The sequence below is a fragment of the Nitrosospira briensis genome (assembly GCF_900115125.1).
Lineage (GTDB): Bacteria > Pseudomonadota > Gammaproteobacteria > Burkholderiales > Nitrosomonadaceae > Nitrosospira > Nitrosospira briensis_A.
This window is the reverse complement of the sequence record NZ_FOVJ01000009.1, coordinates 23219-36284: the sequence shown is the minus strand read 5'-3', so window position 1 is coordinate 36284 and position 13066 is coordinate 23219. Positions and strand designations below refer to the sequence as shown.

Annotated in this window: 12 protein-coding genes and 1 tRNA gene; 8 read left to right on the top strand and 5 right to left on the bottom strand. The window is 53.2% G+C overall.

Annotated features, from left to right (window positions below; genetic code table 11):
• Nucleotides 1–7: 7 nt before the first annotated feature.
• Entirely contained in the window at nucleotides 8–1102 is a 1095-nt protein-coding gene (locus BMZ14_RS13440) for a GNAT family N-acetyltransferase (RefSeq protein WP_074798461.1), read from the bottom strand.
• Nucleotides 1103–1425: 323 nt separating this feature from the next.
• On the opposite strand from BMZ14_RS13440, the gene BMZ14_RS13435 reads away from it, so the two are divergent.
• A complete protein-coding gene (locus BMZ14_RS13435; protein WP_074798459.1) occupies nucleotides 1426–3099 on the top strand; it encodes a cyclic peptide export ABC transporter in 1674 nt (557 codons plus the stop codon).
• Between the two features lie 28 nt (nucleotides 3100–3127).
• On the top strand, nucleotides 3128–4369 hold the full coding sequence (locus tag BMZ14_RS13430) for a PepSY-associated TM helix domain-containing protein (RefSeq protein WP_074798458.1): 1242 nt from the start codon (nucleotides 3128–3130) through the stop codon (nucleotides 4367–4369).
• A gap of 36 nt (nucleotides 4370–4405) precedes the next feature.
• Here the strand turns inward: BMZ14_RS13430 and cgtA are convergent, their stop codons facing one another.
• From cgtA to rplU, 3 genes are all read right to left on the bottom strand, one after another.
• The gene (gene cgtA / locus BMZ14_RS13425; protein WP_074798456.1) at nucleotides 4406–5482 is read right to left on the bottom strand and encodes an Obg family GTPase CgtA; all 1077 of its coding nucleotides are present in this window, start codon (nucleotides 5480–5482) and stop codon (nucleotides 4406–4408) included.
• Between the two features lie 78 nt (nucleotides 5483–5560).
• Nucleotides 5561–5824 (bottom strand): 50S ribosomal protein L27, encoded by a 264-nt coding sequence (rpmA, locus tag BMZ14_RS13420; protein WP_074798454.1) that lies wholly within the window; start codon nucleotides 5822–5824, stop codon nucleotides 5561–5563.
• Nucleotides 5825–5835: 11 nt separating this feature from the next.
• Nucleotides 5836–6147, bottom strand: coding sequence for a 50S ribosomal protein L21 (gene rplU, locus BMZ14_RS13415; RefSeq protein WP_074798452.1), 312 nt, complete (start codon nucleotides 6145–6147; stop codon nucleotides 5836–5838).
• Between the two features lie 194 nt (nucleotides 6148–6341).
• Between rplU and ispB the strand changes: the two genes are divergently transcribed.
• The 4 genes from ispB to ampD all read left to right on the top strand — a co-directional run bounded on the left by ispB (nucleotide 6342) and on the right by ampD (nucleotide 8742).
• A complete protein-coding gene (gene ispB / locus BMZ14_RS13410; RefSeq protein ID WP_074798518.1) occupies nucleotides 6342–7310 on the top strand; it encodes an octaprenyl diphosphate synthase in 969 nt (322 codons plus the stop codon).
• Between the two features lie 199 nt (nucleotides 7311–7509).
• Nucleotides 7510–7586, top strand: a tRNA-Pro gene (locus BMZ14_RS13405).
• A gap of 265 nt (nucleotides 7587–7851) precedes the next feature.
• The gene (locus tag BMZ14_RS15535; RefSeq protein WP_074798450.1) at nucleotides 7852–8091 is read left to right on the top strand and encodes a PP0621 family protein; all 240 of its coding nucleotides are present in this window, start codon (nucleotides 7852–7854) and stop codon (nucleotides 8089–8091) included.
• 114 nt (nucleotides 8092–8205) lie between these two features.
• Complete coding sequence (ampD, locus tag BMZ14_RS13395; RefSeq protein ID WP_074798448.1) at nucleotides 8206–8742, top strand: 1,6-anhydro-N-acetylmuramyl-L-alanine amidase AmpD; 537 nt, start codon at nucleotides 8206–8208, stop codon at nucleotides 8740–8742.
• Nucleotides 8743–8787: 45 nt separating this feature from the next.
• Here ampD and BMZ14_RS13390 read toward each other — a convergent pair whose 3' ends face one another.
• Nucleotides 8788–10461 (bottom strand): ABC-F family ATPase, encoded by a 1674-nt coding sequence (locus tag BMZ14_RS13390; RefSeq protein ID WP_074798447.1) that lies wholly within the window; start codon nucleotides 10459–10461, stop codon nucleotides 8788–8790.
• 257 nt (nucleotides 10462–10718) lie between these two features.
• On the opposite strand from BMZ14_RS13390, the gene BMZ14_RS13380 reads away from it, so the two are divergent.
• Nucleotides 10719–11687 carry an acetyl-CoA carboxylase carboxyltransferase subunit alpha gene (locus BMZ14_RS13380; protein WP_074798516.1) on the top strand — a complete coding sequence of 323 codons (969 nt, stop codon included), beginning with the start codon at nucleotides 10719–10721 and terminating at the stop codon, nucleotides 11685–11687.
• A gap of 25 nt (nucleotides 11688–11712) precedes the next feature.
• Nucleotides 11713–13053 (top strand): tRNA lysidine(34) synthetase TilS, encoded by a 1341-nt coding sequence (tilS, locus tag BMZ14_RS13375; protein ID WP_256208639.1) that lies wholly within the window; start codon nucleotides 11713–11715, stop codon nucleotides 13051–13053.
• Nucleotides 13054–13066: the final 13 nt, after the last annotated feature.

Sequence of the window (13066 nt, the reverse complement as noted above, 5' to 3'; positions counted from 1 at the left end):
GATATCCTCAGGATAAAGAAGATGTGGAACAGGATGTTACGATGACATCGCGTGGAACCCACAGCCGTTCTGCAAAGAAGCGCTCCCGCAATAACATGCCGAGCATGGCGCGTTTGTGGGGAAAATCGAGCTCCTTCAAGTTCGCATAGCCGCATTTTGCAAGATTGCGAATCATTTTGTGATTATCAGAGCGCGGTTCGATGACGATGCGTTGCGTTCTGCAATCGTCGAGAAACAGGTAATGGGAGATCGACGGCAGCCAGGCGGTTACAAAGGGCTTGCCGCGGAAACGAGGTTCTCCGATCAGTACATGCCAGCCGCGATCGAAGTCATCCACATCATAAAAAGGAGCGATTCGATCTTCTTTTGCCCAGTAGACCTCAAAATAACCAAATGGCTCTTCATCCAGGCTGACGATAAGTCCTGTAACGTGAGGATCTGCATCGATATTCTGCAGATAGGCTTGATGTTTGGCAGGATCGCCCTCTTCGCGCCAGGAGGCTGCCACCACTGGTTCGTTCATCCACCGGTTGAAGCGCTCGAGGTCGCGGTGAAGATCCACTGTTCGGAATGATAGGGTGCGGTCAAGCCAGGGTATGTGGCGCTGGTAGACCACGCCGGCCGGTTTGGGAGGCCGCAGTGGATGCCGACGGCCGTGACTGAACAAATAGGTCAGGGGAAAAGCATATAACTGGGGCGAAGCCAGCCACATCCTGGGCTGTTGCCAGAAAAGCTCAATGTTGACCCCGAGCTGATTGCTCTTGTCTCGAATTAGAAGCCCGGACCGAAGCAGTTCCTCAACCTGGTCGAAAGGGGTCAGGATATCCAGCTTACCTGCAGCAGGAAAATTCACGAAGGCGGCTTCAATTGCCGCCAACACTTCCACGTGCTTCGGTTTTTCAGCGTGAGACCCTATCGATGCCAATGTTAGATGGCCCGCTTCATGATCAAGTTGCCACTGCGAAATTTCGGCACCGCTCACTGGTTGTAAAAGCAATGTATTCCCATCGAGCGTCGCCACATACCCGATCCTGTCGGGACGGCAATTAACGGACGTAGCACGAGCTAACAGATGCTGGCCTTGCTCGTGTATATGTCCCATCTATGGTTTCCTCAATGCAAGTATTTTTAGAACCGCTGCTATTCTGCTTAAGACGAATGAGAAACATTATTTTTTACAATTGCAGTCGCATTTAATGCGTATTCGTGCGAGACGTGGAAGTGAAGAGAAGTAAGTTGGATGCCATTTTGAGGAAATGTACGATTTAGCTGGGACGCTGCAATGGATAGACCGGTCATCCAATAGCAATCCGAAAGCTGGGTCGCAATAGGATGTCTGTTCGATGATTATTAAGAAATCGGTAAACCGTGAATAACTATGATTCTCATTCGTCTCTCTCATATCATCTTTATTGCGGGATAAACATGCTCAAGTATCTGATCAACCAGTCCAGGGTATCATTAGCTGGCGCTTCATTAGTGACCGTGTTTCATGGCGCGTGCAGCGTGCTTCTGGTTGCGCAAATCAGTTCCGCGCTCACCGCCGCAGAACCGGAACGTGGAACAATGGCGCTAATCTTTATTGCAACTGCCATTGCAGTAATGCTGAGCTATGTCGGTGCGGCCATTCTTTTCGAGCGTTTGGGCCAGCGCGCAAATGCGGAATTGCGCAGGTTTGTGGCACAACGCGTACTGGCCGCCGATTACCGGCAGCTTGAGTCAATTGGGTCCGCGCGTATACAATCAGCACTTGCCGAACATTCCACGCGAGTTGCAGAGTTTTTTGTCAGCTTTCCGGTCATCCTGATGAATGCGGTGATTGTTGCCGGTTGCCTCCTTTATATGGCGTGGCTCTCCTGGCAAGTGTTTCTGCTTGCCCTCGTGGTTGTTGGCCTGGGTTCAGTGGGGTATCACCTCGCGCATTTGCGCGCAATACGTCACCTGGATATCGCGGCTAACGAGCAGGATCAATTATTTTCCTATTTTCGTTCACTAACGGACGGGGCAAAGGAGCTTCGGTTGAACCGCCACAAACGGAAGGCATTTTATGACGAGGTGCTCTCCAGTTCGATCGAAACCGTGCGTCGCGAAAGAACCTTTGGCATGTCGGTCTTCGTCGCCTCGGGTGGTTGGGCACAATTCCTGCTATATGCCTTTATTGGAATGGTATTATTCGCTCTGGTAAGCGACGGCCCCGACCGGGTGCTCATCATGACGGGTTACGCGCTTGTGTTTGTTTACATGATAGGGCCGCTTGAAGCGCTCCTGCTAAGCATTCCACGAGCTAATATGGCTCAGGTTTCTGCTGAGCGGATTGATGAAATAACACAGGCAATGGTTACCTCCGAGGTGCAGACCGACGGCTCATCTTCCCCTGCTTTGCAATCCATCGCACTTCAGGGAGTATTGCACCGGTATTATCACGAACAGAGCGATGAATTGTTTACATTAGGCCCTATAGATCTGGATTTTCGTCCGGGAGAGATTACGTTTTTGGTTGGGGGTAATGGAAGCGGCAAGACCACTTTGGCTAAACTTCTGGTTGGACTCTACCCGCCGGAGGAAGGCCGGATAGTTCTGAACGGCAGCGTAGTGGATGAGAGCAATCGTGACCGTTACAGGCAGCTTTTTTCGACGGTTTTTTCCGATTTTCATCTTTTCGATCGCTTGCTTGAAGTAGGCACGGCCGATCTTGATAGAGAAGGTAACCGGCTTCTAGCCAAACTGCACTTGCAAAATAAGGTTAAAGTGCAGAATGGCGCTTTTAGTACCCTGGCACTGTCGCAAGGGCAGCGCAAGCGTCTTGCCCTGGTGATAGCATATCTCGAAAATCGTCCGTTTTTTCTGTTCGACGAATGGGCGGCGGATCAGGACCCGGTATTCAAGGAAGTGTTTTACCGTGAGCTGCTTCCCGAACTGCGTGCCATGGGCAAAGCGATACTGGTAATATCGCATGATGACCGTTATTTTCACCTCGCCGACCGCCTTGTACGCATGGAAAGCGGATGCTTGACCTTCAATAGCCGGGGACCGATGAAAGACAGTGCGACAAAAAACAGCGGCACGGCGCCTCCGCTTGCGCTCGGCAGCATAGTTTAACGCCGTGAAACGAATTATCGCATCTGCGATGCCTGATTCAGTCGGATCACCAGCGAGACAATCTGCCGGTAAACTTTCCATTGGCCGCAATATTTTCGTCGTGGTGCATCGTTGGACCGGACTTTTTCTGGCCTTATTCCTGTTCATTTCCGGTCTTACCGGTGCGATCATCTCATGGGACCATGAACTGGATGAGTGGCTCAATCCGGATTTATTTGAATCACAAAGCGAAGGTGTTCCCCGGTCCCCGTTAGTGCTTGCCGAACAGCTGGAAGCGGCTGATCCGCGGTTGCTGATAACGTGGCTGCCGCTGGCGATTGAGCCCGGGCATAATCTCGCCCTCGCAGTGAGCCCGCGCCTCGACCCGGTCACGGGCAAGGCGCTCGAGCTTGATTTCAATAATATTGCGCTTGATCCCGTGGATGGGGAGGTGCGAGGAAAGCGGATGTGGGGGGAGATTTCGCTCAGCCGTGAGAACCTGCTTCCTTTTCTGTACAAGCTGCACTACAGCATGCACATCCCAGATGGATTCGGTGTTGAGCTTGGCATTTTGTTCATGGGTATTCTCGCAATGGTCTGGGCTCTGGATTGCTTCATCGCACTGTGGATTTCATTTCCCAACGCGAACGCATGGCCTAAATCATTTGCATTCCGTTGGCGGCAGGGGCGTTCCAAGCTGAATTTTGACCTGCACCGCTCCGGTGGAGTCTGGGTGTGGGGATTTCTGCTGCTTCTCGCGGTCACCGCTGTCTCGATGAACCTCGATCGGCAGGTAATGCGGCCACTGGTATCGCTGTTCTCGACGCTGACACCGAGTCCTTTTACGGGTACGCCCAGTCCCCCTGATCAACCCATCGAGCCGGTAGTCAGCCGACGACATATCCTCCAGCTTGCCATTACTGAAGCTGGAAAGCTTGGCTGGAGTACACCTCCAGGCGGTATATTTTATGTGCCTGAGCACGGAATCTATGGAGTAACGTTCTTTGAACCAGGGCATGAGCATGGCGATGTCGGGCTGGGCAACCCATCTCTGTACTTCGACGGCAAGACCGGAAATCTCGCCGGGCTTAAAATACCCGGCACGGGCAGTGCGGGGGACATCTTCCTGCAGGCCCAATTCCCTTTGCACTCCGGCCGTATTATCGGCCTGCCCGGGCGCATTTTCATTTCGGCAATGGGGCTGCTGGTAGCGATGCTCTCCATCACCGGGGTCATTATCTGGCAGAAGAAACGCTGGGTGCGAAAGAAAATGCTCGCAAAGACCGAGTAAAGGCTCTGGGTAAAGCTCATTTCCAGGTCAGGTGTCTCACCTGTCGCCAGGTTCCTCAGCAGGCGGGCTTGCAAGTTTTGCCGGCTCCTGATTTTCATCCGCGGGTGCTTGCTCAAGATACGCCATGACCGCATACGTCAGCTCTTTGCACCCCTCGCCAGCCAATGCGGAAATGGTAAAGCTTCTTCCCTTCCAGCCGGCACTGCGAATGAATTTTTTGCATATTTTCTCCCGCTTATCCTCAGGTAGCAGGTCGACCTTATTGAGCACCAGCCAGCGGGGCTTCTTATAGAGGGATTCATCGTACTTTCTGAGCTCTTCAACAATTGCCTTTGCTTCGCGCACTGGATCAACGTTTTCATCCAGCGGCGCTATATCCACAACGTGCAGCAACAGACGGGTGCGGGTGAGATGTTTCAGGAATTGATGCCCCAGTCCTGCACCTTCCGCTGCGCCCTCTACCAGCCCGGGGATATCCGCCATCACAAAGCTGCGGTTTTGATCCACGCGAACCATGCCCAGGTTCGGATGCATCGTAGTAAAGGGGTAATCGGCCACTTTTGGACGAGCGGCTGAAACCGCGCGAATCAGCGTGGATTTGCCCGCGTTGGGCATGCCCAGAAGCCCCACGTCCGCCAGAACCTTGAGCTCCAGCTTCAGCTCGAGTTCTTCTCCTGGTTCTCCCAGGGTAAATTGACGGGGCGTGCGGTTTACACTGGATTTGAAATGCAGATTGCCGAGTCCGCCTGCGCCGCCTTTGGCCAGCAGCACCTTTTGCTCATGCCGCTCCAGATCAGCGATCAATTCTCCAGTGGCGGCGTTCGCAATAACGGTGCCTACGGGCATACGCAAGACAATATCATCCGCTCCCTTCCCGTAACAGTCGGAGCCCCGCCCGTTTTCTCCCTTTTTAGCACGATGCATGCGCGCAAAACGATAGTCGACCAGAGTATTGATGTTGCGGTCGGCAATGGCAAAAATACTGCCCCCGCGCCCGCCATCGCCTCCCGAAGGGCCGCCTTTGGGAATGAATTTTTCCCGACGGAAACTTGCGACGCCATCGCCGCCTTTACCCGCGCTTACATGGATAATCGCTTCGTCTATGTATTTCATAGTTTTTCAATTTATCACGATACAAACAAAAAAGCCCTATCGTAACGACAGGGCTTCTTGCGGAGATCAGTAAAAAAACTATACCGATACCGGGATGATGCTCACCATTTTACGTTGTGGTGCACCTCTCGTGCTGAAGCTTACCTTGCCGTCAATCTTGGCGAACAGCGTGTGATCCTTGCCCATCCCAACGTTCTCACCGGCATGAACCTTGGTGCCCCGCTGACGAATAATGATACTTCCGGCCGGGATCAATTCCCCGCCAAAACTTTTTACACCCAATCGCTTGGAGTTTGAGTCGCGGCCATTTCTGGAGCTGCCGCCTGCTTTTTTATGTGCCATGGTAAACTCTCCTAGACGGAAATGCCGGTGATCTGAATTTGAGTGTAATTCTGCCGGTGGCCCTGATGTTTCTGGTAGTGTTTGCGCCGCTTCATCTTGAAAATGCGTATCTTGTCGTGCCTGCCTTGTTCCAGTACCGTCGCCTGGACCGAAGCGCCGGTTAGAAGAGGCTTGCCCACGGAGATATTGTCGCCATCGGCGACCATTAGTACCTGGTCAATGGAGAGTTCGCTCCCGATGTCTGCGGGTATCTGTTCTATTTTGAGTTTTAGCCCGGCCTCGACTCGATACTGCTTCCCGCCGGTTTTTATGATTGCATACATATTTGATTCCCTATTGCTCTCTCGTGAAAGCACCCTGAAATGAGGTAAGCCGCGAATTATACATAGTCCCTTCTCCAAGGTCAAAGGACTGTTGCGAATGAGTTTTGTGCCAAAATGCGGGAGCGTCTCCTTTGCCGAACTTGACATACTGGCAAGGACGTTTCTACCATGGCATCTTTTTTGCAGGAACCCCTGTGTCAATTGAACGTATCAGAAGCCTTATCGCCCAGGATATGGGCGCGGTGGATAACGTTATCCGCGAAAAACTCCACTCCGAAGTAGCACTCATTCGGCAGGTAAGCGAATATATCATCAACAGCGGCGGGAAACGCCTGCGGCCCGCGCTGGTAATCCTTTCCGCCGGCGCATTCCGCTACCGCGGAAAATATCATTACAATTTGGCCGCAATCGTGGAGTTCATTCATACCGCGACGTTGCTGCATGACGATGTTGTTGATGCTTCTGAATTGCGACGCAGCAAGGCAACTGCGAATGCCTTGTTCGGGAACGCCGCCAGCGTACTGGTCGGGGATTTTTTATACTCCCGTGCTTTCCAGATGATGGTGGAAGTGGACAATATGCGCGTCATGCAGGTATTGGCGGATGCTACCAATACCATTGCGGAAGGTGAAGTATTGCAATTGCTCAACTGTCGCGATCCCGACGTTGACGAGGAAAATTACCTGCGCGTGATCCGTTATAAAACAGCGAAGCTGTTCGAAGCGGCGACGCGGCTTGGCGCAATCCTTGGCAACGCAACGTCGGCTGAGGAGGAGGCAATGGCGGCTTATGGCATGCATCTGGGCACAGCGTTCCAATTGACCGACGACATGCTGGATTATTCGGGGGACTACCACGAAACCGGCAAGAATCTGGGAGATGACCTGGCTGAAGGCAAACCTACGCTGCCCCTGATTTACGCGATGAGAACAGGATCAAGTGCTCAAGCCGGAATAATACGCAATGCAATTGAACGAGGGGGAGAGGGCGGATTTCAGCCGGTTTTGGACGTTATTCAGCAGACAGGCGCACTGGATTACGCTCGGGAACGGGCCCAAGTCGAATCCGAGACGGCATCAAGAACAATTTCCTCGCTGCCGGATTCGGAATACAAGGAAAGCTTGTTGCAACTGAGTATATTTGCGGTTGCGCGGAACTATTAGGTTTCTGAGGAAATCGGAATCCTCGGCCGACGCAACCGCGTGAGCGGCGTTCCGCTCACCTTATTTTCGCGACCGAACGTTTTCCGGATCGTTTTACAAAAATTTCGGATTGCTCGGCCCTTCCTTCCTGCGTACAATTGCTGCCCACGTGCTTGGGCAGCAATTGTTTAAGTAACACGTGATCCAATCATGTGGTTTTCGGGGTGTAGCTCAGCCTGGTAGAGTACTGCGTTCGGGACGCAGGAGTCGGAGGTTCGAATCCTCTCACCCCGACCATTGATTGTTCGCATAGATCTTTCACGATTTCCAGGTTGTCTGACAGGCGATCCTAAGAGACTCCGGGTAGGCAAAAGTCGGGACAATCCCGATCCACGGCCAGGATCAGCCCGTACTCATCCCCCTCACGAACAACTGATACCGCTCCCCCGTCATTCCCGCGAAGGCGGGAACTCATGACTTGCGGCGCTCCCCAAGTAGTAGAATGTACGCATGGGGTTAAATATTATGGAGCCCGTTCTGATGCGGCAATGGAGTCGATACATTGGGTAGACTGTTATTCTTCGCCCTTCTTGCCGTAGTGGCTTTCTGGGTGATAAGGGGCTATACGCGCGCGCTCAAAAAGCGGCAGGAAGAGGCGCACAGGGAGCGGTCATCCCTTGAGGGTGAGGATATGGTACGGTGCATCCATTGCGGCGTTCATTTACCCAGGAGTGAGAGCATCACGTCGGAAGGCAATTTTTTTTGTAGCGATGAGCACAGGCGTTTGCATTTAAAGCCCTAAATTTTCCCTCCTCCAAACGGGACAAACAGGGCAAGCAGACTAAACAGAGAGCGATTTAAGCAGCGTGAAGGCAGCGTACGAACACTGGGCAGCAGAGAATAAGAAGGGCGATCAATGCAAGTTGATGCAGCAGATTGCCTGAACAACATCCGCGTCATTTCTTCGCCCAATTGCGATGAACGCCCCGCCGGGTGTGAGATAAGCCTGCTGGTGATCCACAACATCAGCCTGCCACCGCAGGAGTTCAGCGGCGATGGGGTGGCCGAATTTTTTACCAACAGGCTCGATCCCGAAGCTCATCCGTTTTATCAGACTCTCTGCGGCCTCAAAGTTTCCGCTCATTTTTTCATCCGCAGGAATGGGGAGACGATCCAGTTCGTCCCGTGCGAGAAGCGGGCCTGGCATGCCGGGGAATCCAGTTGGCAAGGCAAGACCCGCTGCAACGATTTTTCCATCGGCGTGGAGCTTGAGGGCAGTGATACCGCGCCTTTTACCGATGCTCAATATGGGGCGCTGGTGGCGCTCACTCGGGCACTGCGGAAGACCTATCCCATTAATGATATTGTCGGGCATTCCGATATTGCACCGGGCAGGAAGACGGATCCCGGACCCTGTTTCGACTGGGACCGTTATCGCACAGCTTTGGAATGATTTCGGTTCTTTCTGCGAGACGTACTATCAGGGAGAAGGACGAGATTACCGGGACGACGCCCGGAGTTTTTCCTTCGATGGTGCCGAATTACCGCTGCGACCGCCAACGCTGTCTGAAACGACCCCTTGACCCCGGAGATAGTCTTCATAGCTACCTTTGAAATCGGTAATTCCGTCCGGTTTCATTTCTATGATGCGCGTCGCGAGTGACGACACAAATTCCCGGTCATGCGAAACGAAAATCAGCGTGCCGTTGTATTTTTCCAGCGCAGCGTTCAGGGATTCAATGGATTCCATGTCCAGGTGGTTGGTTGGTTCGTCCATGAGCAGCACGTTGTTTCGTTGCAGCATGAGCTTGCCGAACAGCATGCGGCCTTCCTCCCCGCCTGAAATGACCTTCACCGACTTTTTTACTTCATCTCCGGAAAAAAGCAGTCTTCCGAGAACGCTCCGTACAGCCTGATCGTCATCGTGTTCACGCCGCCACTGCGTCATCCAGTCCGTGAGAGTCATGTCTGCTTCGAAATCTGCGGCGTGGTCCTGGGCAAAGTAGCCGGGACGTGCTTTTTCCGCCCATTTTATCTCTCCTGCATCTGCCGGAAGATCGCCAACCAGGCAGCGTAGCAAAGTAGTTTTGCCGATGCCATTCGGCCCAATGATGGCAATTTTCTCGGCCGCTTCAACGTTAAGGCTGAATTTTTGGAGCAAGGGTTTTTCCATGCCATCGAAATGCTTGCTGATACTTTGCACGGACACCGCCAGACGATGCAGCTTTTCACGCTCGTCCACATCAATCCGAATGTATGGATACTGGCGGCTTGAAGGTTTTACGTCCTCCAGTTTTATTTTCTCGATCTGGCGAGCCCGGCTGGTAGCTTGCCGCGCTTTGGAAGCATTGGCGGAAAAGCGGCTGACGAAGGACTGCAACTCCGCAATCTGGGTTTTCTTCTTCGCGTTGTCCGCCAGCATGCGCTCCCGCACCTGCGTGGACGCGGTCATGTAGTCATCATAGTTGCCGGGATAGATGCGTATTTCCCCATAATCCAGATCGGCCATGTGCGTGCACACGCTATTCAGAAAATGGCGATCATGCGAAATGATGACGATGGTACTTTTACTGGCGTTGATTACATCTTCCAGCCAGCGGATCGTGTTGATGTCCAGATTATTGGTCGGTTCATCCAGCAGGAGAATGTCCGGGTCGGCGAATAGCGCTTGCGCCAGCAGGATGCGCAGCTTGAATCCGGGCGCGATCGCGCTCATCGGCCCCTGGTGTTGCGACAACGGAATACCCACGCCCAGCAATAGTTCTCCGGCACGCGCTTCAGCGGAGTATCCGTCCAACTCGGCGAAGTGCGCTTCGAGTTCCGCAGCGTGCATATAATCGGCTTCGGTGGCGTCAGGATTGGCGTAAATCGCGTCGCGCTCCTGTTTCACCCGCCACAGTTCCTCATGCCCCATCATCACGGTGTCGATCACGAGACAATCCTCGAAGGCAAACTGATCCTGGCGCAACTTGCCCACGCGCTCACCTGTGTCAACGCTGACATTGCCGGAGGTCGGCTCCAGATCGCCGCCCAGAATTTTCATGAACGTGGACTTGCCGGAACCGTTGGCGCCTACCAGGCCGTAGCGGTTGCCATCGCCGAATTTGACGGAGACATTTTCGAACAGGGGCTTGGCCCCGAACTGCATAGTAATGTTGGCTGTGGTGATCAAAACTTTTTCCTCAAAAAGGATTTGGAAAAACCCTCTATTTTATACGTTTCTTCGGTCAGATTCCGAATTCATTTCCACGGCGCCCGCCAGTTCGCTGGAAAGCAAGACTTGCAGCGAGCATCAGCTATTGATCATCATTAGCCTGCGAGGTTCCGCAATTGGGATGCCGACACGTGCAATTTGATCGGTTCCAGATAGAGTCGCGCGGAGATTCGGTATTCCTGTATGATTGCGGGTTTCAATTCCGCCCGTGTTCCATGAAGATCACTTTTCTGGATTTCGAGCAGCCCATCGCTGAGCTTGAAGCAAAAATAGAAGAATTGCGTTTTGCGCAGGACGATTCAGCGGTGGATATTTCAGCCGAAATCCTGCGTTTGCAGAAGAAAAGTCAGTCGCTCACGAACAGCATATACGCAAAGCTGACACCCTGGCAGATCTCCCAGGTCGCGCGGCACCCGCAACGCCCCTATACCCTCGATTATATCCAGCACCTGTTTACTGATTTCGAAGAGCTTCATGGTGACCGGAATTTTGCAGACGATTACTCGATCATCGGCGGACTGGCGCGGTTTAACGGCCAGACGGTAATGGTTATCGGCCAGCAGAAGGGCCGCGACACCAAAGAGAAAATTCACCGTAATTTTGGCATGCCCAAGCCCGAGGGTTATCGCAAAGCGTTGCGCTTGATGCATCTGGCGGAAAAATTCGGGGTGCCGCTATTGACATTTATTGATACCCCGGGCGCGTACCCCGGAATCGGCGCTGAAGAGCGCGGCCAATCCGAAGCAATCGGAAGAAATCTCTATGTTCTGGCGGAATTGAAAGTGCCTGTTATCTGCACCATTATTGGCGAGGGCGGTTCTGGTGGAGCATTGGCGGTGGCAGTGGGCGACGCGGTACAAATGCTGCAATATGCCACATACTCCGTCATTTCTCCCGAAGGTTGCGCCTCCATTTTATGGAAAAGCGCGGACAAGGCGCCGGAAGCCGCCGAGATAATGGGCATTACGGCGCATCGCCTCAAGACAATGGGGTTGGTCGACAAGATCATCAACGAACCGCCGGGCGGCGCCCACCGAGACTACCCGGGCGTCATGCAATCCGTGAAGAAAGCATTGCAGGATTCGCTTTTGCAGTTGCAAGACCATTCCAAAGAGTTGCTGCTGCAGAAGCGCTTTGAGCGGCTGATGGGATATGGCAAATTCAAGGAAGTCAAAATCAGGTAGCATTTTCCGCAAGGCCGAAAGTGTTTTGCGTGAACAGATCAAGGCAGGCGCGCATCTGACCGCAGGACTCAGCGGCGGGGTGGATTCGGTAGTGCTGCTGGATCTACTTGATCAACTGTCGGCTCAAATGCAGTTCTCGCTTTCTGCTATTCATGTCAACCACGGCATTAGCGGAAATGCAGATAAATGGAGCGAATTCTGCCTCGATCTATGCCGGTCCAGAAGCATTCCGCTCACAATCGTCACACTGAAAATCAGCCGGGAACCGGGAGACAGTCTTGAAGCCCTGGCCCGAGATGAGCGCTACCGCGTATTCGGAGAACTGAAAACCGATTACGTAGTGTTGGCTCAACATCTCGACGACCAGGCTGAAACACTGCTGCTTCAATTGCTGCGCGGCGCGGGTGTGAAGGGGTTGGGAGCCATGCCGGTAGTTCGCAACCTGGCGATTGAAGTCAAAACACAGTTGGTTACAAGCCGAAGCTTGCCGCGAATACTGCGGCCGATGCTTGAGGTGTCGCGGCGCGAAATCGAGGATTACGCCAGAGAACATGCATTGAAGTGGATTACTGATGAGAGCAATGACAACCTGTCTTTCGACCGGAATCTCCTGCGTCATGAATTTTTTCCCCTTTTGGAAAAGCGTTTCCCTTCGTATCGCACGACTTTCCTGCGTGCAAGCCGGCACATGGCGGAGGCATCCACCCTGCTGGACGAGTTGGCCGAGGCCGATGGCAATGCCTGTCTAGTCCAGGGAAAGCTCCACGTTGAAGATTTGCGGAAACTGAGTTTTCCGCGGGCTAAAAATCTGTTGCGCTACACTCTGGTGCAGCAAGGCGCGATATTGCCCAGCACAACAAGACTGGAAGAAATTCTGCGACAGTTGCTGTCCTCTCGCCAGGATGCCAAATTGAACATAAGTTTCGGAAATGCCGAAGTTCGCTGCTTTCAGGGCGTTGTTCACGTACGTCATATAGACGAGCAGCGGGCGCTTGGCTCGCGTTCGAGGGAGTGGGAACTGGCATGGCATGGTGAAAAACGGCTCGTTATCGACGAACTCGGCGGCACCCTGGAGTTCATTCCACGCAAAGGCGCGGGGATCAGCCTGCGAAAGCTTTCCGAGAATCCGGTCACAATTCGTCCGCGCCAAGGCGGAGAGCGTTTGCGTCCAGACCAAAAGCGTCCGCGCCGTAGTGTTAAAAACCTCCTCAGGGAGGCATCGCTACCGCCGTGGGAGCGGGAAACGTTACCGTTGATATTCAGCGGAAATCAACTTGTATGCGTGCCGGGAATGGGTGTCGACTGCGCCTTTCAGGCGGTAGCAGAAGAGCCGGGTTTGATGGTGGAATGGCAGGCGAATAAATGAAAAAACACCAAAG